Annotated in this window: 18 protein-coding genes; 12 read left to right on the top strand and 6 right to left on the bottom strand. The window is 72.7% G+C overall.

Annotated features, from left to right (window positions below; all coding sequences use genetic code 11):
* Positions 1–6: 6 nt before the first annotated feature.
* Complete coding sequence (locus ACFYWQ_RS21725) at positions 7–918, bottom strand: LysR family transcriptional regulator (RefSeq protein WP_389518500.1); 912 nt, start codon at positions 916–918, stop codon at positions 7–9.
* A gap of 143 nt (positions 919–1061) precedes the next feature.
* Between ACFYWQ_RS21725 and ACFYWQ_RS21730 the strand changes: the two genes are divergently transcribed.
* The 6 genes from ACFYWQ_RS21730 (at position 1062) to ACFYWQ_RS21755 (ending at position 6840) form a co-directional block, all read left to right on the top strand.
* Complete coding sequence (locus ACFYWQ_RS21730) at positions 1062–1139, top strand: putative leader peptide (protein ID WP_350786652.1); 78 nt, start codon at positions 1062–1064, stop codon at positions 1137–1139.
* 272 nt (positions 1140–1411) lie between these two features.
* Positions 1412–2608 carry a dimethylsulfone monooxygenase SfnG gene (gene sfnG / locus ACFYWQ_RS21735; protein ID WP_389518501.1) on the top strand — a complete coding sequence of 399 codons (1197 nt, stop codon included), beginning with the start codon at positions 1412–1414 and terminating at the stop codon, positions 2606–2608.
* Between the two features lie 45 nt (positions 2609–2653).
* Positions 2654–3871: an acyl-CoA dehydrogenase family protein gene (locus tag ACFYWQ_RS21740; RefSeq protein WP_389518502.1), complete on the top strand. Its 1218-nt coding sequence runs from the start codon at positions 2654–2656 to the stop codon at positions 3869–3871.
* Positions 3872–3930: 59 nt separating this feature from the next.
* Positions 3931–4485, top strand: a complete 555-nt coding sequence (gene ssuE / locus ACFYWQ_RS21745) for an NADPH-dependent FMN reductase (protein WP_389518503.1) — start codon at positions 3931–3933, stop codon at positions 4483–4485.
* A 5-nt stretch (positions 4486–4490) separates the two neighbouring features.
* The gene (locus tag ACFYWQ_RS21750; RefSeq protein WP_389518504.1) at positions 4491–5675 is read left to right on the top strand and encodes an SfnB family sulfur acquisition oxidoreductase; all 1185 of its coding nucleotides are present in this window, start codon (positions 4491–4493) and stop codon (positions 5673–5675) included.
* 25 nt (positions 5676–5700) lie between these two features.
* Positions 5701–6840, top strand: a complete 1140-nt coding sequence (locus ACFYWQ_RS21755) for an LLM class flavin-dependent oxidoreductase (protein WP_389518505.1) — start codon at positions 5701–5703, stop codon at positions 6838–6840.
* A gap of 198 nt (positions 6841–7038) precedes the next feature.
* On the opposite strand, the gene ACFYWQ_RS21760 is transcribed toward ACFYWQ_RS21755, so the two are convergent.
* The gene (locus ACFYWQ_RS21760; RefSeq protein ID WP_389518506.1) at positions 7039–8238 is read right to left on the bottom strand and encodes a serine hydrolase domain-containing protein; all 1200 of its coding nucleotides are present in this window, start codon (positions 8236–8238) and stop codon (positions 7039–7041) included.
* Positions 8239–8356: 118 nt separating this feature from the next.
* On the opposite strand from ACFYWQ_RS21760, the gene ACFYWQ_RS21765 reads away from it, so the two are divergent.
* The 4 genes from ACFYWQ_RS21765 to ACFYWQ_RS21780 all read left to right on the top strand — a co-directional run bounded on the left by ACFYWQ_RS21765 (position 8357) and on the right by ACFYWQ_RS21780 (position 13482).
* Positions 8357–9013: a response regulator transcription factor gene (locus ACFYWQ_RS21765; protein WP_389518507.1), complete on the top strand. Its 657-nt coding sequence runs from the start codon at positions 8357–8359 to the stop codon at positions 9011–9013.
* Between the two features lie 4 nt (positions 9014–9017).
* Entirely contained in the window at positions 9018–10208 is a 1191-nt protein-coding gene (locus ACFYWQ_RS21770) for a sensor histidine kinase (protein WP_389518508.1), read from the top strand.
* Positions 10209–10564: 356 nt separating this feature from the next.
* Positions 10565–11830 (top strand): APC family permease, encoded by a 1266-nt coding sequence (locus tag ACFYWQ_RS21775; RefSeq protein WP_389518509.1) that lies wholly within the window; start codon positions 10565–10567, stop codon positions 11828–11830.
* Positions 11831–12063: 233 nt separating this feature from the next.
* Positions 12064–13482 (top strand): MFS transporter, encoded by a 1419-nt coding sequence (locus ACFYWQ_RS21780; RefSeq protein WP_389518510.1) that lies wholly within the window; start codon positions 12064–12066, stop codon positions 13480–13482.
* A gap of 45 nt (positions 13483–13527) precedes the next feature.
* Here the strand turns inward: ACFYWQ_RS21780 and ACFYWQ_RS21785 are convergent, their stop codons facing one another.
* The 4 genes from ACFYWQ_RS21785 to ACFYWQ_RS21800 form a co-directional block, all read right to left on the bottom strand.
* The gene (locus ACFYWQ_RS21785; RefSeq protein ID WP_389518511.1) at positions 13528–14811 is read right to left on the bottom strand and encodes a hypothetical protein; all 1284 of its coding nucleotides are present in this window, start codon (positions 14809–14811) and stop codon (positions 13528–13530) included.
* A gap of 127 nt (positions 14812–14938) precedes the next feature.
* The gene (locus ACFYWQ_RS21790; RefSeq protein WP_389518512.1) at positions 14939–16273 is read right to left on the bottom strand and encodes an enolase C-terminal domain-like protein; all 1335 of its coding nucleotides are present in this window, start codon (positions 16271–16273) and stop codon (positions 14939–14941) included.
* Between the two features lie 118 nt (positions 16274–16391).
* A complete protein-coding gene (locus ACFYWQ_RS21795; protein WP_389518513.1) occupies positions 16392–17729 on the bottom strand; it encodes a gluconate:H+ symporter in 1338 nt (445 codons plus the stop codon).
* 943 nt (positions 17730–18672) lie between these two features.
* Positions 18673–19548 carry a LysR substrate-binding domain-containing protein gene (locus ACFYWQ_RS21800; protein WP_389518514.1) on the bottom strand — a complete coding sequence of 292 codons (876 nt, stop codon included), beginning with the start codon at positions 19546–19548 and terminating at the stop codon, positions 18673–18675.
* Positions 19549–19889: 341 nt separating this feature from the next.
* Here ACFYWQ_RS21800 and ACFYWQ_RS21805 point away from each other — a divergent pair, with 341 nt between their 5' ends.
* Together ACFYWQ_RS21805 and kdgD are read left to right on the top strand one after the other, a co-directional pair.
* Entirely contained in the window at positions 19890–21071 is a 1182-nt protein-coding gene (locus ACFYWQ_RS21805) for a mandelate racemase/muconate lactonizing enzyme family protein (protein WP_389518515.1), read from the top strand.
* 245 nt (positions 21072–21316) lie between these two features.
* Positions 21317–22243, top strand: a complete 927-nt coding sequence (gene kdgD / locus ACFYWQ_RS21810) for a 5-dehydro-4-deoxyglucarate dehydratase (protein ID WP_389518516.1) — start codon at positions 21317–21319, stop codon at positions 22241–22243.
* Positions 22244–22252 lie beyond the last annotated feature (9 nt).

Raw genomic sequence — 22252 nt, forward strand, 5'->3', positions numbered from 1 at the left:
GTGCCCTCAGCGGCCGCCCGTGCCCAGTTCCCGTGCCGTCCGCACGAACACCTCGTGCAGGTCCTGCGCGGCCTGCGGCACGGAGTCCGCGCGGCGTCGGCGCAGCATCAGCAGCACCCGGGGCGTCTCCCCGCTGATCGGCCGGTAGGTGAGGGCGCCCCGCCGCTCCAGCGGGTCGCCGGCGACGCTGAAGTCGGGCAGGACCGTCGCCCCCAGCCCCTCGGCCACCATGAGTTTGCCCATCTCCGCCCCGTCGGTGGAGTACGCGAACGAGGGCGCGCGGCCGTCGAGGAGCCGGTGCACATAACGGTGCATCACATAGCCGGAGCGCATCCCGATCAGGGGCACGCCGAGCAGGTCGTCCACCGACACCGACGGCCCGGCCGCCAGCGGGCTGTCGGGCCGCACGCACACCACCGGCCGCCCCCGCAGCAGCTCGGTCGACTCGAACTCCGCGGGCATGTCGTCGCCCTCCAAGTGGTTCACCAGGCCCAGGTCGAAGCCCCCCTCCAGCAGCGTCCGGTGGATGTCGGTCTGCTGGGCCGCCACCACCTCGACCTGGGTGACGGGGTGCGCGGCGCGGAACTCCCGCACCACCGGGATGAGCAGCGGCACGGTCGCCGCGTTCACGGTGCCGACGCGCACCATACGGCTGATGCGGTGCTGCTCGCCCGCCGCCGCGCGCAGCCGGTCCACCGCGTCCAGCACCCCGATGATGTGGGGCAGCAGCTCACGCCCCGACGTGCTCATCGTGGCGCCGGAACGCTTGCGCTCCAGCAGGTCCACGCCCAGCTCGCGCTCCAGGTTGCGCACGGTCTCGCTCAACGCGGGCTGCGACAGGCGCAGTTCCTCGGCGGCCCGGCGCAGCGAGCCGAGCCGGGTGACCGCCGCTATGTATTCCAGCTGTTCTGTCCGCACGCCGGAAGAATGCGGCCGCATTCACCACCCGTTCAAGGGTTTCCCTGTCACGCCTTCGTGAAATTCAATGGTCCGCGATACGAGACCGGTCGGGTTTGCCTTGACCGTTGCGGTCGGCGGCTGCCACGATCGACGGCATGAAGATGCGACTGGACCTCACGCGGCGACGCCACGTCGACCTCGCGCGCGTCTCCAGCGCCTCCTGTTGCGCCGCGGCCTGATCGCCTTCCCGATCCGCCGCCCCTCTCCCGCACCGCACCCGTACCCGCACCCCGTACCCCGTACCCGCACGCGCAGGCGCGTCGCCGGTCGTGCGGTCGTGTGCCGTGCGGGCTCCCCTCACCGCCTGAATTCACCGCCCGACGCACCGCATGGACAGACCGTACGGATGCACCGCTCGGGATGCACCGCATGAATCCAGCACATGGATTCACAGCGTGTTTCCGCACCTGAATTCGGCGTGCCCGACACCGTTTCGCGCCAGGAGTTCCGCATGCCCGCAGCGCCCGTCAAATTCGCCTACTGGGTCCCCAACGTCAGCGGGGGACTCGTCACCAGCACGATCGAGCAGCGCACCGACTGGGGATACGACTACAACCGGGAACTCGCCGTCCTCGCCGAGAACAACGGCTTCGACTACGCCCTCAGCCAGGTCCGCTACATGGCCAGCTACGGCGCCGAGTACCAGCACGAGTCGACCAGCTTCAGCCTCGCCCTGCTCCTCGCCACCCAGCGGCTGAAGGTCATCGCCGCCGTCCATCCGGGTCTGTGGCACCCCGGCGTCCTCGCCAAGCTCGGCGCCACCGCGGACCACCTCTCGGGCGGCCGCTTCGCCGTCAACGTCGTCTCCGGCTGGTTCAAGGGCGAGTTCACCGCCCTCGGCGAACCCTGGCTGGAGCACGACGAGCGCTACCGCCGGTCCGAGGAGTTCATCCGCGCGCTGCGCTCGATCTGGACCGAGGACCACGCCGAACTCGCCGGTGACTTCTACCGGCTGCGCGACTTCTCCCTCAAGCCCAAGCCCCTCAACACCCCCGAACGCCCGCACCCGGAGATCTTCCAGGGCGGCAACTCCACCGCCGCGCGGCAGATGGCCGGCCGGGTCTCCGACTGGTACTTCTCCAACGGCAAGGACTTCGACGGCGTGACCGAGCAGATCGCCGACGTACGCCGGTCCGCGGCCGAAGCCGGCCGTACGGCACCGAAGTTCGGCCTCAACGGTTTCCTCATCGCCCGGGACACCGAGGGCGAGGCGCGCGAGACCCTCCGGGAGATCGTCGCGAAGGCGGACAGCGAGGCCGTCGAGGGCTTCGGCGCCGCCGTGAAGCAGGCGGGACGGTCCACCGCCGACGGCAAGGGCATGTGGCAGGACTCCACCTTCGAGGACCTCGTCCAGTACAACGACGGCTTCCGTACCGGCCTCATCGGCACTCCGGAGCAGATCGCCGAGCGGATCGTCGCCTACAAGAAGCTCGGCGTCGACCTCTTCCTCCTCGGCTTCCTCCACTACCACGAGGAGGTCGAGTACTTCGGCCGACGCGTGCTGCCCCTCGTCCGCGAGCTGGAGGCACAACTCCCCGATACCGAGAACGAGAGCGAAACGGACAACGGGAACGAGACGAACAACGAGAACGAAACCACCGAGACCGACGCCGAGGCCGGGTCCGCCGCCGTCCCGGTCCGCGCCTGACCGCCCCCCACCTTCCGCACCGCACCGCGAAAGAGGTCGACGAGTATGAGCACCGCCACGCACCCCGACTGGCAGACCCAGCCCGCCCCGCAGACCCCCGAGGAATGGATCGGCCGCGCCGCCGAGGTCGCCGCCGTCCTCGCCACCGACGCCGCCGCACGCGACCGCGCCGGCGCCACCCCGTACGCCGAGGTCCAGTTGCTGAAGGACGCCGGCCTGGTCACCCTGCTCGGCCCGGTCGAGCACGGCGGCGGGGGCCAGCCGTGGCCCACCGCCTACCGCGTCGTCCGTGAGATCGCCAAGGCCGACGGGTCCATCGGCCAGCTCCTCGGCTACCACTACCTGTGGAACTGGGCCGCCCGGCTCGTCGGCACCCGTGAGCAGTGGGAGCACGTCGAGGCCGAGGCCGCCCGGGGCCGCTGGTTCTTCGGCGGCGCCGTCAACCCGCGGGACAGGGACGTCGTGGTCACCGAGGACGGCGACGACCTCGTCTTCACCGGACGCAAATCCTTCTCCACCGGCAGCAAGGTCTCCGACGTCACCGTCCTCGAAGGCGTGCTGGAGGGCACCGAACAGCACGTGTTCGCGATCGTCCCCTCCGACAGCGAGGGCCTGACCTTCCACGACGACTGGGACAACATCGGCCAGCGGCTGACCGAGAGCGGCGGCGTCACCCTCGACGGCGTCCGCACCCCGTGGTCCTCCGCGGCCGGCTACGTCGACAAGGTGTTCCAGCCGCGCGTCTACAACACCCTCAACGTCCCGACCATCCAGCTCGTCTTCGTCAACTTCTACCTGGGCATCGCGGCCGGAGCGCTGGAGACGGCGGCCGCCTACACCCGCACCAAGTCCCGTTCCTGGCTGCACGGCGGCCACGAACGGGCGGTCGACGAGCCGTACGTCATCGACGTCTACGGCGACCTCACCGCCAAGCTCTGGGCCGTGGAGGCCCTCGCCGACGCGGTCGCCGCGGAGGGGCAGACGCTGCACGACGACCCCGACGCGGTGACCGCGCAGGCCCGCGGCGACTTCGAGGTGCGGGTGGCGGCGGTCAAGGCCCGCGCCACCGATGTCGCCCTGGAGGTCTCGAACCGCATCTTCGAGGTCACCGGTGCCCGCTCCACCGCGACCGGCGAGGGCCTGGACCGCTTCTGGCGCAACGTGCGCACGCACACCCTGCACGACCCCGTCGCCTACAAGCGCCGCGAGGTCGGCCGCTGGGTCCTCGACGGCGAACTCCCCGAACCCACCTGGTACTCCTGACCGCTCCCCCCGGGGCGCCCGTTCCGCGCGGGCGCCCCGGACTCCCCGAAAGAGGACCCATGGCCACCGTCCTGTCCGTCTCCGGCAGCCCCTCCGCCTCCTCCCGCACCGGCCGCCTGCTGCGCCACCTCGACCAGCGGCTCATCGCCCACGGCCACCAGGTGATCCCTCTGGACGTGCGCACCGTCCCGGCCGAGGCCCTGCTCGGCGCGGACTTCCGCCACCCCGCGATCGTCGAGGCCACCGACCTGTTCGCCCGCGCCGACGGTGTCGTCGTCGGCACCCCCGTCTACAAGGCGTCGTACTCCGGTGTCCTCAAGGCGCTGCTCGACCTGCTCCCGCAGTACGCGCTCACCGGGAAGACCGTGCTGCCGCTCGCCACCGGTGGTTCCGTCGCCCACGTCCTGGCCATCGACTACGCGCTGCGGCCCGTCCTGAACTCCATGGGCGCGGCCCACATCGTGCAGGGCTGGTTCACCCTCGACAAGGACATCACCGCCCACGAGGACGGCTCGATCACGGTCGCCCCGTCCGCCGGTGAGGCGCTCACCCAGGTCGTCGACCGGTTCTCGGCCGTGCTGGGCGGCGCCCCGATCCTGGCCGCGGCGAGCTGACGGCCATGACCGCGCACGTCATCGCCGACGACGCCGAGGCCGTCGCCGTCGCGGCGGCCCTGGCCGACGCGTTCCGCGAGGGGGCCTCGGCCCGCGACAGCGAACGCAGGCTGCCCCGCGAGGAACTCGACCGGCTCTCCGCCTCCGGGCTGCTCGCCGTGACCGTGCCCGCCGGACACGGCGGCGCGGACGTCCGTGCCGAGACCCTCGCGGAGATCTTCCGGCTGCTGGGCTCCGCCGACGGCAGCCTCGCCCAGATCCCGCAGAGCCACTTCGCCTACGTCAACGTGATCCGCCGCCAGGGCACGCCGGAGCAGCGGAAGTTCTTCTTCGCCGAGCTGCTGGCCGGCCGCCGCTTCGGCAACGCCCAGTCGGAGGCCGGCACCCGGCACGTCCAGGACATCCGCACCCGCCTGGAGCCGGCGCCGGACGGCTCGTACCTCCTCACCGGCGTCAAGCACTACTGCACCGGCGCCCTGTTCGCCGACTGGATCCCGGTGCTGGCCCGCGCCGAGGACGACGAACTGCACGTGGCGTACGTGCCGCGGGACTCCCCCGGCCTGACGGTGATCGACGACTGGGACGGCCTCGGCCAGCGGACGACCGCCAGCGGCACCGTCCGTCTGGACGGCGTGTCCGTGCCCGCCGACCGGGTCCTGCCCCACCACCTCACCTTCCGGGGGCCCCAGCTGCACGGCGCGGTCGCCCAGCTGCTGCACGCGGCCATCGACGCCGGCATCGCCGCGGGAGCGCTGGCCGAGGCCGCGGAGTTCGTCCGCACCAAGAGCCGCCCCTGGTTCGAGAGCGGGGTCGAGACGGCCGCCGAGGATCCGCTGCTGATCCAGCAGTTCGGTGAACTCGCCCTGCGGGTGAGGGCGTCCGAGGCGCTCCTGCGGGAGGCGGCGCGGGCGGTGGACGCGGCGGGGGCCGACCTCACCGACGACTCCGCCGCCGAGGCGTCCGTCGCGGTCGCCGCGGCCAAGGTGGAGGCCGGCCGCGCGGCGGTGGAGGTGGCCGGCGCGCTGTTCGAGGTCTCCGGCACCCGGTCCGCGCTCAACTCCGCGAACCTGCACCGCCACTGGCGCGACGCCCGCACCCACACGTTGCACGACCCGAGCCGCTGGAAGATCCAGCACATCGGCCGGTACGCCCTGGACGGGACCAGACCGCCCCGCCACGGCCTCCTCTAGCGACACCCCCGAACGGAGACCCCTCGTGTCCCTGACCTTCCACTGGTTCCTGCCCACGAACGGAGACAGCCGCCATGTCGTCGGCGGCGGCCACGGCACCCCCGCCACCGCCTCGGGGCGTGACCGGCCGCCCACGGTCGCCTACCTCAGCCAGATCGCCCGCGCCGCGGAGGACCTGGGCTTCGTGGGCGCGCTCACCCCCACCGGCGCCTGGTGCGAGGACGCGTGGCTGACCACGGCCATGGTCAGCCGGCACACCGAGCGGCTGAAGTTCCTGGTGGCCTTCCGTCCCGGCTTCGTCTCCCCGACGCTCGCCGCGCAGATGGCCGCCACCTTCCAGCGGCACTCCGGCGGACGCCTGCTGCTGAACGTCGTCACCGGCGGCGAGAGCCACGAGCAGCGGGCCTACGGCGACTTCCTCGACAAGGACGACCGCTACCGCCGTACCGGCGAGTTCCTGCGGATCGTCCGCGAGCTGTGGGAGGGCGGGACCGTCGACCTGAAGGGCGAGCACCTCCGGGTCGAGGACGCGAAGCTCGTCCGGGTCCCCGATCCCGTTCCCGAGGTGTACTTCGGGGGCTCCTCACCGCTCGCCGGCGAGGTCGCCGCCCGGTACTCCGACGTCTACCTCACCTGGGGCGAGCCGCCGGCCCAGGTCGCCGAGAAGATCGCCTGGGTCCGGGGGCTCGCCGCGCGGGAGGGACGCACGCTGCGGTTCGGCATCCGGCTGCACGTCATCACCCGGGACACCTCCGAGCAGGCGTGGGCGGAGGCGCACCGGCTGCTCGACGGGTTCGACCCGGAGACCGTGCGGAGCGTGCAGGCCGGGCTGGCGCGCAGCGAGTCCGAGGGGCAGCGGCGGATGCTCACGCTGCACGGCGGGAGCCGGGACGGGCTGGAGATCCACCCCAACCTGTGGGCCGGGATCGGCCTGGTGCGCGGAGGCGCGGGCACCGCCCTGGTGGGCAGCCACGAGGAGGTGGCCGAGCGGATCAAGGAGTACGCGGCGCTGGGCATCGAGGAGTTCGTGCTGTCCGGGTACCCGCACCTGGAGGAGGCGTACTGGTTCGGGGAGGGAGTGCTGCCGCGGCTCGCCGGGCAAGGACTGTGGGCGCACCCGGCCGGGGAGAGGGCGTCGTCGGTGCAGGTACCGTTCGCGGGCTGAGCGGGGCCGGTGCGCTCGCGCGGCCGACCCCGGCCGGTGCGCTCGCGCGGCCGACCCCGGCCGGTGCGCTCGCGCGGCCGACCCCGGCCGGTCCGTGGCCGGCCGCGCAGCGCACCCCGGCGGGCGCCCCTCGGCACCGCGCCGTGCCGCCGGGACGTCAGCCAACGAGCGGCTCGGGACGGGCGTGCGGTGCCGGGGTCATGGTCCGGCGGTGATCAGCTTCCGCGCGAGGCTCGCTATCGACGGGACGACGACGCCGTCGTAGTTGGAGAGCACGACGACGCCCCAGTCGGCCTCCGGGTACACGTCGATCGAGGTCGAGATGCCGGCGGGGTTGCCGCCACCGTGGCCGAACGTCCACTGGCCGGCGACGAGCGCTCCGGTGGGGCCGTAAGCCTGGAAGAGGGCCTGCGCGGGGACGCCGGTGCCGTCGGCCGGGGCCGTGCCGGCCTGGACCAGCGGCACCTTCCCGCTCAGCATCAGAGCCGTCTGGCCCGGGTCGAGGAGTTTGTGCTGCCAGAGAAAACGCCCGAAGCGATCGAGATCGGCGCAGGTGGTGAACGCGTCACCGGCCGGATCGCCGACGATGTACCGGAACTGCGTGATCGCGTCGGTCCACCGGCCCTGCGCGTCACGGTGGTAGGGATGCGCGATGTTCCGGCCCGCCTGCCACTGCGGCATGGTGAGGAAGCGTGTCTCGGTCATCCCGGCCGCGGCGAACACGTGGTGCCGCACGTAGTCGTAGTACGACATGCCGGTCACCTCTTGCACGATCGCGCCGAGCAGGTGGTAGCCGGCGTTGCTGTAGAGCCATCCGGCGCCCGGGGCGAAACTCGGCTCGGACCGCCGGATCAGGTCCGTGGTGCCGTTCATGGTCTGCTCCGGGGTGGTCCAGCCGGCCGCGGCGGTCTCGTAACCGGGCAACGCGTGGAAGTCGCCGAAACCCGAGGTATGGGTGAGCAGATGGTGCACGGTCACGGTGTCCGCGACGGAGGAGGGGAAGCCGTCGAGGTAGGTGCCGAGCGGGGCGCCGTAGGCGACCTTCCGCTGCTGCGCCAACTGCGCGACGGCGACCGCGGTGAACAGCTTGGTCACCGAGGCCAGCGGGAAGAGCGTGTCCGGCCCGTTCGGGACGGCGCGCTGCTTGTCGGCCGTGCCGTACGAGCGTGCCAGCACGGTTCGGCCCCGATGGGTCAGCAGCAGCGAACCGGAGAACTCGTCCGCCGCCGCCTTGTCCGCCACGTACTGGTCCAGTTCGCCGCCGGGCAGGAGGCCCGCGGGCAGCGGGCCGGACCGGTCGTCGGCCGCGGCCGGGACGGCGATGCCTGCCACGAGTCCGCCGGCCGGGGCCGCGCCGAGCAGTGCGAGTGCTGTACGCCGGGAGGGACGGGTCGCCATGGGTGACTGCCTTTCGCCAAGGGGATGTGATCACCGGCAGGTCTACCGGGCCGCACGTATGGGCGGCCGTTCGCGCACCCATACGAGATCCATAGGTCCCGATGGCCATAATCGGCCCATGCGGGTGCTCTTGGTGGAGGACGAACAGCCACTGGCGCGGTACATCGCGACCGGTCTGCGCAAGCACGGCTTCGCCGTCGACCTGGCCCCGGACGGCCGGGAGGCGCTGGAGAAGTGCGAGCTGAACCGGTACGACGTCGTGGTGCTGGACCGGCACCTGCCGGTGGTGCACGGCGACACGGTGTGCCGTCGGCTGGCGGACCGGGGATCCTCGCGCATCCTGATGCTGACCGCCTTCGGCACGGTCGAGGACAGGGTGGACGGGCTCACCCTGGGCGCCGACGACTACCTCGGCAAGCCGTTCGCGTTCTCCGAACTGGTGGCCCGGGTGCACGCGCTGGCCCGGCGCAGCGCCCCGGCCCGGCCGCCGGTGCTGCGTGCCGGTGACGTGACCCTGGATCCGGCGCGGCGTACCGCGGAACGCGCGGGCCGGCTGCTCTCCCTGGCGCCCAAGGAGTTCGGCGTGCTCACGCAGTTGCTGTCCGCCGCCGGTGCCGTGGTCAGCGCGGAGACCCTGCTGGAGAAGGTGTGGGACGAGCATGCGGATCCGTTCACCAACGCGGTCCGGATCACTGTCGGCACGCTGCGTCGCAAGCTCGGCGACCCGCCCGTGATCGAGACCGTGACCGGCGCCGGCTACCGGCTCCGGGCGTGATGCGGTGAGATCCGTCCGTCTGACCGCACGCGGCAAGCTCACCCTGCTCTACACCGCGCTGGTGCTGGCTTCGGGGGTGCTGCTGAGCGCGCTCACCTACCTGCTGACGCGCCGGAACCTGACCCAGCACAGAATCGTCGTGCGGTACGCCGGAGCGGGCACCACCGAGCCGCTGCCGCCGCCGGATTCCTCGGAACTGGCCCGCAGGGTGCGCGACGACACCCTGGCCACACTGGTGGGGCAGGCCTGGATCGCGCTGGCGGCCGTCACCCTGCTGGCCGCTCTGCTCGGCTGGCTGGTGGCCGGCCGGGTGCTGCGACCGATCCGCACGATCTCGGCCGCCGCCCGGCGGCTGTCCGCGGAGAACCTGTCCGACCGGGTGCCGGTGAACCCGGCGCGGGACGAGCTCGCGGCGCTGGCCAGGACCGTCAACGGGATGCTGGACCGGATCCAGCGCGGGATCGCCGAACGCGACCGGGCGTTGGAGAGCCAGCGGCTGTTCACCGCGAACGCCGCGCACGAGCTGCGCACCCCGCTCGCCACCATGCGGACCGCCATAGACGTGACGCTCGACGGCGAGCCCAGCCGGGCGGAACTGCTGACCATGGCCGAGGACGTCCGGGAGGCGGCCGACCACAGCCGCCGCACCCTGGACGGCCTGCTCGCGCTGGCGCACAGCCAGGCGGGAACGGGCGAGTCCCGCACGGTGGACCTCGCCACGGTCACCGCCGGTGCACTGGCGGGCGCCGCCGCCGGGCTGAGCGCGAAGCGCCTCGTGGCGCACCGGGATCTGCGGCCCGCGCCGATGCGCGGCGATCCGGTGCTGCTGGAACGGATGACGGCCAATCTGATCGGCAACGCCATCCGGCACAACCATCCGGCAGGCCGCGTCACCGTGTCCACGGGCCGCACGGCGGACGGCGGGTTCCTGCGGGTGGTCAACACAGGCCGGGTCGTTCGCGCGGAGCGGGTGGACCGGCTGCTGGAACCCTTCGTCCGCGGCGACGGCAGCCGGTCGGCCTCCGACGGGGGCGCCGGGCTCGGCCTGTCCATCGTCCGGGCCGTGGTGCTCGCCCACCACGGCGAGATCACCGCGACCGCCAACCCCGACGGCGGGCTGGAGATCGAGGTCCGTTTCCCGGGCGGGGCCGGTCGACGCTACGGCCGTGGGGGCACCGGCGCTCTCGGCGGGTAGCGGTACGGCGACGGCCGCGGCCCGACGCCGTACCGCCGTCGCCGTCGCCGTCGCCGTCGCCGTCGCCGTCGCCGTCACCGAGGTACCGGACCCGACGCCCGGGGGCCGCGCGACCGTCGTCGGCCGGGCGAGGACGTCCGCGGGGCCGGCTCCGCGGACGGCGACGGGTCCGGTGAGGTCCGCCGGGAACCGGTGCCGGTGCGGCGGCGCCGGCCTCGATCGACCACGCGAGATCATCCGCGGGGATGCGGATCGGAGCCGGAAGCGGGCGGTTCCCCTGCTCGACACCCCGTTCCTCTATCGTGCGCCGGTATCGGAGCCTGTGATGTCCGTGGGCTGTGTTCGAGGAGCGTGCGATGGGCGGGTCGGCGGCGTCTGCCGGAGCGGGAGAGCTGAAGCGGCACCTGGGCGTGTTCGACGCCGTGGTGATCGGGCTCGGTTCGATGATCGGCGCGGGTGTCTTCGCCGCGCTCGCCCCGGCCGCCCGCGCGGCCGGCCCGGGGCTGCTGATCGGCCTGGCGCTGGCCGCCGTGGTGGCGTACTGCAACGCCACCTCCTCCGCCCGCCTGGCGGCGCGTTATCCGCGGTCGGGAGGCACCTACGTCTACGGCCGCGAGCGACTGGGCGACTTCTGGGGCTACCTGGCCGGCTGGGGCTTCGTGGTCGGCAAGACCGCCTCCTGCGCGGCGATGGCCCTGACCGTGGGCACGTACGTGTGGCCGGACCAGGCCCACGCCGTGGCGGTCGCCACCGTGGTGGCGCTGACCGGGGTGAACTACGTCGGCGTGCAGAAGTCCGCGTGGTTGACGCGCGGGATCGTCGCGGTCGTTCTGGCGGTGCTCGCCGCCGTGGTCACCGCCTGCCTGACCGGCGGCCAGGCGCGGGTCGCGCGGCTGGACGCGGGGGCGCACGCGGCGTTCGGCGGCGTGCTCCAGGCGGCCGGGCTGCTGTTCTTCGCGTTCGCCGGGTACGCCCGCATCGCCACCCTCGGCGAGGAGGTCCGTGACCCCAGGCGGACCGTCCCCCGCGCCGTCCCTCTCGCGCTCGGCATCACGCTGGCCGTCTACGCGGCCGTCGCCGTCGCCGTGCTCGCGGTGCTCGGCGCGGACGGGCTCGCCCGCACCGTGGACCCGCTCGCCGAGGCGGTGCGCGCCGCCGGGGTCCCGGGACTGGTGCCGGTGGTGCGCGCCGGGGCGGCCGTCGCGGCGATCGGGTCGCTGCTGGCGCTGATCCTCGGGGTGTCGCGCACCACCCTGGCCATGGCCCGCGACCGGCACCTGCCGCACGCGCTGGCCGCGGTCCACCCTCGGTTCGGGGTGCCGCACCGCGCCGAGTCGGCGGTCGGCGCGATGGTCGTCGTCCTGGCCGCCACCGCGGACGTGCGCGGCGCGATCGGCTTCTCCTCCTTCGGCGTGCTGGCCTACTACGCGATCGCCAACGCCTCCGCCTGGACGCTGACTCCGGCCGAGGGTCGCCCCGCGCGGATCGTGCCGATCGTCGGCGCGGTGGGCTGCCTGGTCCTGGCCTTCGCGCTGCCACCGGCCTCGGTGCTGTGGGGAGCCGCGGTGCTCGTGGCCGGCGCCGCCGCCTACGGCCTGCGCAAGGCGGTCACCCGCGTCTGACGGGCCGTTCCACGGGCGGCGCCGATCCGCGGGCGGCACCTCACGGGCCGCGCCCGCCGGGCCCCGGCCGGCGCCCTCATCCGTGGGGACCGGGCCGTCCCCCACGCCCACCGCGTCCGTTTCCCTGCCGGCCGGAGACGATGCGCGCAGCAAGGTTCCCGCAATGCGGAGCACAGGGAACTTATCGTGACATTCCGAAGCAGTTCCTCCGTGGACGGGATGGAGTGGGGGCCGTGGCGTTCGCGGAGTCGGCCGGTGGCGGTGAGTCCGTGTCCTCCCCCGGGCCCGCCCCGGAGTCCGGGCGACGGTCCGCGGCACCGCTGCTGGCGGTGTGCGCCGGGTACTTCATGGTGATCCTGGACGTGACGGTCATCAACGTCGCCGTGCCGGTGATCGGCAGGGAGCTGTCCGCCTCGCTCACCGGCATCCAGTGGATCACGGACGGGTACACCCTGGTCTTCGCCGGGTTCCTGCTGACCGGTGGCGCTCTGGGCGACCGGCTCGGCAACCGTCGTGTCTTCTGCTCGGGCGTGGCGGTGTTCACCGTGTCCTCGGCCGCGTGCGCGCTCGCGCCGAGCGCCGCCTTCCTGGTGGCGGCCCGGCTGGTGGAGGGGCTCGGCGCGGCGCTGATCGTGCCGGGTTCCCTGGCCCTGCTCCAGCAGTCCTACCCGGCGCCGGCCGCACGCTCCCGGGCCTTCGGGATGTGGGGGTCGATGGCCGGCATCGCGGCCTCCGCCGGGCCGCTGCTGGGCGGCCTGCTCGTCTCCACGGTGGGCTGGCGCTGGGTGTTCCTCGTCAACCTGCCCGCCGGTGCGGCCTGCCTGGTGCTGACACTGCGGTACGTGGCGCGCTCGCCCCGCCGCGCCGGCCGGTCCCTGGACTGGCCGGCGCAGTGCGCGGTCGTGGCGGCGGTGGCACTGCTGACCTCGGCACTCAACGAGGCCGGACGGCGCGGCTGGTCCGATCCGGCCGTTCTCGCCGGGGCGGGCCTGGCCGCGCTGTCCGCCGCGGCGTTCGCGGTGCGCGAGCGGACGGCGCGGTCCCCGGTCCTTCCGCTGAGCCTGCTGCGCTCGCGCGCGATGGGCGGCGGAGCCGTCATCGGCCTGCTGTTCAACTTCGGCTTCTACGGGATGGTCTTCACCGCCAGCCTGGAATTCCAGCACCAGCGCGGCTTCAGCGCCCTCGGCACCGGGCTGGCACTGTTCCCCGCGGTGGCGATGACCATGTTCGCGTCCGTCCTGTCCGGGCGGCTGACCCGCCGCACCGGCGACCGTCCGCTGGTGGTCTCCGGCATGCTCCTGGCTTCCCTGGGGCTGGCGGGCTGGGCCGCGGCAGGAGCCGAACCCGCCTACCCGCTGCTGGTGGTCCCCATGATGGCCGCGGGATTCGGTACCTCCTTCGCCCTCACCGGCTCGACCACCACCGTGATGGGCGCCGCACCCCCCGCCTCCTCGGGAGCCGCCTCCGCCCTGTTCAACACCACCCGCCAGATCGGCAGCGCCACCGGCGTGGCCCTCGGTGGCAGCCTGCTCGCCACGGCCACCGACTACAGCGCCGGGCTGCGCACCAGCATGGCCGTCGGCGCACTGGCCTACCTGGCCGCCGCGGGCCTCGCCTGGCGGTGCGTACCGGCGAAGCCCCGCGACACCTGAGGCCCCGCGGGCCCACCGGTCCAGAGGCGGATGCGGTACACGCGTTCAGAGGCGGATGCGGTACACGCGCCTCCTGCCCGGGTGCTCGGCGAGGCCCCAGAGGGAACCGCCCCTGGTCCGCGGCTGGTAGCTGAGGTCTTCCGGACCCAGGCTCAGCTTGCCGCGCGGGGCGGTCATCTTCTCGCCTCGCGGGTACTGCAACCACAGTTCCCCCTGCTCCGCACCGGCGTCGGCGCCGTCGGGCGGGAGGGAGGCGTTGGCCGAGTAGTAGGTGCGGTCGCCGACGCAGACCGCGCCCTGCACCCTGGGGATGCGCAGCGGCCAGACGGAGGTGGACCGCTCGGCGGTGAGGTGTCCGGCACTGTCGAGGTCCCAGCGCACGGCCACGCCGTCGGCGCTCGTCTCGAAGTACTCGCTGACCACGAGCGACCGCGCGGCTCCCTGGGTACGGTCCAGCGACACCTGCGAGTAGCGCAGCGCCGCCGACCCACCGGCCGGCCGGTACACGTGGTGCAGGGGCATGACGTACCGGTAGCCGTGCGCGTAGTACGTGCCGTCACCGCCGTGGTAGCCGCACCAGGCCCGGGCACGCCTGCGGGCCGCCGCCGTCGACCCCCGCGACACCTTGAGCACACTGGCGGTGTCGAAGACGTACAGGCCGTGGTCCTTGTCCGCCACGTACAGCCACCTTCCCGCCCAGGCGACACCGCCCGCGTGCAGTTCGGTGACCCGGAAGTCGTAGGGCTCTCCCGACTCCTTGGCCGGTATGACGAGCAGGACGTGGTCGTAGCGCGGGAGGCTCGACGCGCCGGTGCGGGTGATGTCGACGACGGACACCCTGGCGCCCTGGTTGCCGCCGGACCGTCTGTCGTACCAGGAGACGAGGGCGACCTTCCTCCCGCCGCTTCCCGGTACCGAGCCGCCGTGGGCGTCGTAGCTCGTGGTGATGCCCTGCGGGTACCACCGGTCGCCGACGGCGTCCTGCCGGTACGCGGCTCTCGTGTCCCACCCGAAGGCGAAGTCCAGTCCGTCGGGCTTCGGCGCGGACCCCGCGCCGTCCCGCCAGTCACCGGGGCGCGACGCGCGCCGCTCGGCCCTGCCGAGCACGTCCCCGACGAGGCCGGCCACGGCGAGCCGCTCTTCGGTTTTCAGCCCCTGAATGGCTGCGGCCCATGTGGTGCCGGTCGGCGTGCCGTCACGGTCGTACCTCCTCAGCCGGTACTCCGGCTCCGCCGCCCGCGCCACGGACGGGACGGACAGTCCGCCGGCCGTGACGGCGAAGGGGACGGCCGCGATTCCTCTCAACAACGCTCTGCGTGTGGTGTCCATGCTGAGCGACGGTAGGGGCGGACCGGCTGTTCCGGGCCTGTCCGGGCTGTCCGGGACATGTCCCGGACAGCCGCCCCCCGCCGACACGGCACCGTCGGCCCCCTGCGGCCCCTCGCACGACAGGCCGCTAGCGCACCAGGCAGGGCCGCTTGGCGTCGAACTCCCAGCCGGGGACCAGGTACCGCATGCCGGTGGCGTCGTCCCGCGCCCCCAGGGCCTTGGCGCGGTACAGCTCGTGCGCGGCGAGGAGGCGGTCCATGTCGAGCTGGACGCCGAGCCCCGGGGCGTCGGGCACGGCGATCTCGCCGTCGACGATGCGGGGCGGGGCGACGGTGAGCCGCTCCAGGCCCTCCTGCCAGATCCAGTGCGTGTCCAGGGCGTTGTACGCGCCGGGCGCCGCGGCCCCGCAGTGCGTGACCATGGCCAGGGAGATGTCGAAGTGGTTGTTGGAGTGGCAGCCCCAGGTCAGACCCATCGCGTTGCACAGCTGAGCCACGCGCACGGAGCCCTGCATGGTCCAGAAGTGCGGGTCGGCCAGCGGGATGGAGACCGACTGCAGAGCCAGCGCGTGGGTCAGCTGCCGCCAGTCGGTCGCGATCATGTTGGTCGCGGTGGGCAGACCGGTCGCGCGGCGGAACTCGGCGAGCACCTCCCGCCCGGAGTAACCGCCCTCGGCCCCGCAGGGGTCCTCGGCGTAGGCGAGCGTGCCGACCAGCGGCTCGCAGAGCTCGATGGCCTCGCGCAGCGACCAGGCGCCGTTGGGGTCGAGGGTGATCCGGGCCTCGGGGAAGCGTTCCTTCAGCGCCAGGACGGCCTTGACCTCCTCGGCGCCGTCCAGGACGCCGCCCTTCAGCTTGAAGTCGCGGAAGCCGTACAGGTCGTAGGTGGCCTCGGCCTGGCGGACGATCGCCTCGGGGGTCAGCGCCTCCTCGTGCCGGATCCGGTACCAGTCGACGTCCGCGTCGTGTTCGCGGACGTACTCCAGGTCCGTGCGGCCCGGGTCGCCGACGTAGAAGAGGTAGCCCAGCACGCGGACCGAGTCGCGCTGCTGCCCGTCCCCGAGGAGTGCGGCGACCGGCACGTCCAGGTGCTGGCCGAGGAGGTCCAGCAGCGCGGACTCGACGGCGGTGACGGCGTGGACGGTGGTGCGCAGGTCGAAGGTCTGCGCGCCGCGTCCGCCGGAGTCGCGGTCGGCGAAACGGTCCCCGATCTCCCGCAGGACCCGCTTGTAGTCGCCGACTTTCGCACCGACCACGAGGGACTCGGCGTCGCGCAGGGTCTGCGTGATCTTCTCTCCGCCGGGCACCTCACCCAGACCCGTGCGCCCCTCGGAGTCCGTCAGGACGACGATGTTGCGGGTGAAGTAGGGGCCGTGGGCACCGGAGAGGTTCAGTTCCATGCAGTCGCGGCCCGCCACGGGATAGACGGAGAAGGCGGTGACGGTCGGCTGGCTCGTGCTCATGCTGGTTTCGAGTTCCTTGTGTACGGGGGTACGGGGCTACGGGGTCTGGATACGGGGTGCGGGGGTGTACGCGGGTGGGACCGGGACGGGACGGAGGGGGCCCGGGAGGGCCCGGGGGTCACAGACCGAGGACGCCGATGGTGTACTCGGCCGCCAGGACACCGCCCAGGCCGAGGACCGACAGCACCGTCGTGTACGTCGTGCGCACCTTGATCGCCTGGATGACGGAGAGGTTGAAGTACTCCTTGAACAGCCAGAAGCCGGGGTCGTTGACGTGGGAGAAGGCGATGGAGCCGCAGGAGACGGCGAGCACCATCATCTCGGGGCTCACCCCGCTGCCGGCGAGCAGGGGCAGCACCACGCCGGAGGCCGTGACGACGGCGACCGTCGCCGAGCCGAGGGCCACCCGCAGGATGACCGCGATGAGCCAGGCGAGGATGATGGGCGAGATGGTCCAGCTCTCGGTGATGTCCTTGATGTAGTCGGAGATGCCTCCCTCGACGAGGACGTTCTTGAAGGCGCCGCCGGCACCGATCACCAGCAGGATCATCGCCATCGCCTGGGCCGCCGAGCCGCAGGAGGAGCTGACGTCCGACAGGCTGCGGCCGATCCTCGGTCCGAACGCCCAGATCGCCAGGAGCAGCGTCAGCAGGAGCGCGATCGGCGCCGAGCCGATGAACGCGACCGTGTGCAGCAGCGGGCTCTCGCCGGAGGCGGCCATGTCGGTCACCGCGGCGCCGGCGATCAGGACGACGGGGAAGAGGGCGACGAACAGGGACCAGCCGAGGCCGGGCATCTCCTCGTCGGTGAACTCGCGCTCGCTGACCAGGCCCTTGGGGATGGCCGGGGACATGGCCTTGATGAACGGCAGTCGCGGCCAGAGCAGCGCGATGAGCGCGCCGGCCGGGACCGCGATGAACAGGCCGTAGAACAGCGTCAGTCCGACGGAGGCGTGGAAGGTCGCGGCGACGGCGGTGGGGCCGGGGTGCGGGGGAAGGAAGCTGTGCATGGTCGACAGGGCGATCGACATCGGGAGCCCGACCCACAGCAGGTTCGCCCCGGTGACCCGGACCAGGGTGAAGGCGATGGGCACGATGATGATGAAGGCGACCTCGTAGAACATGGTCACGCCGATGAGCATGGAGGTGACGACCATGGCGACCTGGACCCAGCGCGGGCCGAAGGCGTCGAGGAGTTTGCCGGCTATGCGCTGGGCGGCGCCGGAGTCCCCCATGACGCGGCCGACCATGGCGCCGAGCCCGATGGTGAGCATGGTGTCACCGATCTGGCCCCCGATGCCGTCCGAGAGGACGTCCGGGATGTCCGTCACCGGTATCCCCTGCACCACGGCGACACCGACCGCCACCAGCAGGAGCGCCGCGAAGCCGTTCAGCTTCAGCCGGGTCATGAGGAGTAGCAGGACCAGAACGCTGATTCCGACTACGAGAAGTGGCATGTCAGCTCCCCTTTGAACTGTGGTTGAGCAGCCGGTGCCGGGACGGCACGGAACGCGGCACGGCTGGGATGCGGGGTGGGGCGGGGCAGGGCGTGGCCGACCGCACGCGGAACGGCGGTGGCGTCGCGCCGTGACAGGCGGCGCGGCGGGGGGGCGGACCGCAGGGCGGCCGGCGCCGGAGGGGTACGGGCGGGGCGGACGGCGGCTCGGGCGCCCCAAGTGGCGTGGGACGCCGGTCGTTCTCCCGCGCGGCCCTGCCGGCTCGGGATCGGAGCCGGCTCCTCGGCCGCCCTCCGCGCCACCGCACGGTCGGCACGGAGGGCACGGTCGCAGAGGGCACGGTCGCGTGTCTGCGCGACCGGCACGGATCACAGGTCTGCGCGGTCCGCGCAGTCGGCACGGGGCACAGGTCTGCGCGACCGGAACAGATCGCAGGGTCTGCGCGGTCTGCGCGGTCTGCGCGGTCTGCGCGGTCTGCGCGGTCTGCGCGGTCTGCGCGGTCTGCGCGGTCTGCGCGGTCTGCGGTGACGGCTAGCGGGTCGAGGGCCGGCCGTCGGCCGCCGGGCGGGAGACCGGCGTGGCCGGAGCGGTCCGGGCACGCCGCGCTCGGTGGCGCGCCGACAACACCGGCACCGGAGGGTCGCTCGCCCGGTGCGGTCCGCCGCGGCGTCGAAGCACCTGGCCGAAACCGTTGCCCGAGCCGGGCCGCGCCGGGGGCGGCTCGGGGCCGGCGGTCGCCGGCTCGTCCTGCCGGCCGAGAACCGTCATGGTCACTCTCCTAGACCCGGGGGATACGGCAGCGGTGCCGCGTGCGGTCCGAGCCACCGAACCGGTGGCTGAGTTGACCGTAGAGATGGTTCTGATGCACGTCCATGTCGAATTTTGTTGCTTGCGATACCTTCCTTGCATGACAGTCATGTGACATGAACGTGCCGAGCGGATGTCACAGGTGGGACAGCAGCGCATCCAGAGCCGGATTGTCGTTGTTTTTGCGCCATACGAAGTTCAGTTCGACCGGCTGCGGGTCCGGCAGGTCCACGGGCCGGAAGACGATCCCGCCGTAGCGCATCTGCGCCGCGGCCTCGGGGACGAGAGCGATCCCCCAGCCGCCGTTGACCAGGGCCAGGATGCTGTGCACCTGGGTGAGGTACTGGGTGAAGACGGGCCGGACGTCCGCGGCCCGGAAGATGCTGACCAGCAGCTCATGGAAGTAGCGGGCCTCGATGGGCGAGTACATCAGGAAGTCCTCGCCCGCGAGGTCCCCGACCCGCAGCGGCCCCGACCCCGCGGCCAGCGGATGCTGCGCGGGCAGGGCCGCCAGCAGCCCCTCCCGTACGGCCGTGCGCGAGGTCAGGTCCGCCCCGGTGGCCGAGGGCCGGATCAGCCCGAGGTCGAGCGACCCCTCGCCGAGCGCTTTGAGCTGGTCCCGGGTGACGAGTTCCTGGAGCAGGATCTCCACCCCCGGCAGCGCCGCCCGTGCGGTCTGGAGAAGATCGCCGAGGGCGGAGTAGGCGCTGGCGGCCGTGAACCCGACGGCGATCGCGCCCGCCTCTCCGGTGGAGACCCGGCGCACGGCGAGGGTGGCGTGCTCGGACTGGCGCAGGATGCGGCGGGCCTCGACCAGGAAGGCCCGGCCGGCGGGGGTGAGCCGCACCGTGCGGTTGGTGCGGTCCAGCAGGTGCACGCGCAGCTCGTTCTCCAGCAGCTGGATCTGCCGGCTCAGCGGCGGCTGCGTCATGTTCAGCCGCTCCGCGGCACGGGTGAAGTGCAGTTCTTCGGCGACGGCCACGAAGCTCGTCAGCTGGGCAAGGGTGAACATTGATGCTCTCCAGGTATCGCTACATCCAAAATCTATGTTGGACGTGAATCATTGGCGACCGTAGCGTCTGATCTCGACAGACGGCGACCCCCTCCCGCGTCTCGGCCGCACCCGCGTGGATGAGGACGTACCGCACGGGGAGCACACCTCATGGCTCGGTCTCATCGAGATCGTCGGGGTGTCTCCTTCCGGACCGCTCTCCCCCGCACCCGCGTGAGGCGCCGTCTGTCCGGCCTCGACAGCCGCCGCACCCAGCCCGCCCACGCTCCCTCGGGAGAGGCGGTGCCGAGCCCGGCCGCGGTCGGGCCCCGCACCGATCGCCTCAACCCCAGGGACTCGAAGTGGTGACCACGATGAACACGACGCCGCAGGCCGCACACGCCGACGGCGAGGCCACGCTCGACCGGATCGCCTGGCTGCGCCTGTCCTCAGTGACGCTCCCGCTGGCCACCCCGATCAGTGACGCGAAGGTCTTCACCGGCCGGCAGAAGCCGATGACCGAGGTGGCCTTCCTCTTCGTGGAACTCGCGACCGAGCAGGGGCACGAGGGCGTCGGCTTCAGCTACTCCAAGCGGGCCGGCGGTCCCGGCCAGTTCGCCCACGCCAAGGAGATCGCCGAGAACCTGATCGGCGAGGACCCGAGCGACATCGGGAAGATCTGGACCAAGCTGGTGTGGGCGGGTGCCTCGGTGGGCCGCAGCGGCCTGGCCACCCAGGCCGTCGCCGCCTTCGACGTGGCCCTGTGGGACCTCAAGGCCAAGCGCGCCGGCCTGCCGCTGGCCAAGCTGCTGGGCGCGCACCGCGACTCGGTGCGCTGCTACAACACCTCCGGCGGCTTCCTGCACACCCCGACCGAGCAGGTCCTCGACAACGCCACCGCCTCCCTGGCCAGCGGCATCGGCGGCATCAAGCTCAAGGTCGGACACCCCGACGGCAGGTACGACCTGGCCCGCCTCGGCGCGGTGCGCGAGCACATCGGCGACGACGTCCCCCTCATGGTCGACGCCAACCAGCAGTGGGACCGGCCCACCGCCCAGCGCATGGGCCGCGCCCTGGAGGAGTTCGGCCTGGTCTGGATCGAGGAACCCCTCGACGCCTACGACGCCCAGGGCCACGCCGCGCTCGCCGCCTCGCTCGACACCCCGGTCGCCACGGGCGAGATGCTGGCCAGCGTCGCCGAGCACGTCGAGCTGATCCGCCACGGCGGCGCGGACGTCATCCAGCCCGACGCCCCGCGCATCGGCGGCATCACCCAGTTCCTCAAGCTCGCCACCCTCGCCGAGCACCACCAGCTGCAGCTCGCGCCCCACTTCGCCATGGAGATCCACCTCCACCTGGCCGCCGCCTACCCGATCGAGCCGTGGGTGGAGCACTTCGACTGGCTGGAGCCCCTGTTCAACGAGCGCCTGGAGATCCGCGACGGCCGTATGCACGTCTCCTCCCGGCCCGGCCTCGGCTTCACCCTCAGCGACCAGGCCCGCGCCTGGACCGTCGCCGAGCACCAGACCGGCACCCGCCCCTGACTCAACTCCCTCTCCGCCGGCCGCGCGGTACCCGCCGCGGCCGGCGCCCCGGATCCGGCGCGGGCAGCGTCGACAACGGACAGCCGCGCCGCCCGCGCCGACACCATCCCCCTACCGACCGCGCCCGCCCACGCCGACTCCCCCCCTCCCGACCGCCCTCCGGCCGACGGCCACAGCACCGCCACACGGGCCGCACCCGCACCCGCACCTGCACCTGCACCACCCCGACCTTCAGGAGCACTCCCATGACGTCCTTCACCCCGGCCGAGCTCGGCCGCCGTATCGGCTCCGGCCTGCTGTCCTTCCCCGTGACCCACTTCCGCGACGACCTCTCCTTCGACGAGGACGCCTACCGCGAGAACATCGTCCGTCTGGCCAAGTACGACGTCGGCGGCCTCTTCGCGGCCGGCGGGACGGGCGAGTTCTTCTCCCTCACCCCCACCGAGGTCGAACGCGTCGTCGCCGCCGCCGCGGACAGCGCCCCCGAGGGCACCCCGATCCTGGCCCCGGTCGGCTACGGCACCGCCACCGCGATCGAGTTCGCCGCCGCCGCCGAACGCGCCGGCGCCGACGGCATCCTGCTCTTCCCGCCCTACCTCACCGAGGCCGGCCAGGAGGGCCTGGCACGGCACGTCGAAGCGGTCTGCCGCTCCACCTCCCTCGGCGTCGTCATCTACAGCCGCGCCAACGCGATCTACTCCGCCGACACCGTCGCCCGCCTCGCCGACACCTGCCCCAACCTGATCGGCTACAAGGACGGCGTCGGCGACATCGACACCATGACGCGTATCCACGCCCGCCTCGGCGAGCGCCTGACCTACGTCGGCGGGCTGCCCACGGCCGAGACGTTCGCCCTGCCCTACCTCCAGCTCGGCGTGACGACCTACTCCTCGGCCATCTTCAACTTCCTGCCCGAGTTCGCCCTCACCTTCTACACCGCCGTCCGCGAGCGCCGGCAGGCGGACGTCACCCGGATGCTGTCGGACTTCGTGCTCCCCTACACCGAGATCCGCAACCGCCAGGCCGGCTACGCGGTCAGCATCGTCAAGGCCGGCATGACCGCCACCGGTCACAGCGCGGGCCCGGTCCGGCCCCCGCTCACCGACCTGACCCCGCAGGAACTCGACGAGCTCTCGGCGCTGATCGCCGGGCTGCCCGCCACCGCGGCCTGACCCGGCATC

Source organism: Streptomyces sp. NPDC003247, from assembly GCF_042888135.1.
Lineage (GTDB): Bacteria > Actinomycetota > Actinomycetes > Streptomycetales > Streptomycetaceae > Streptomyces.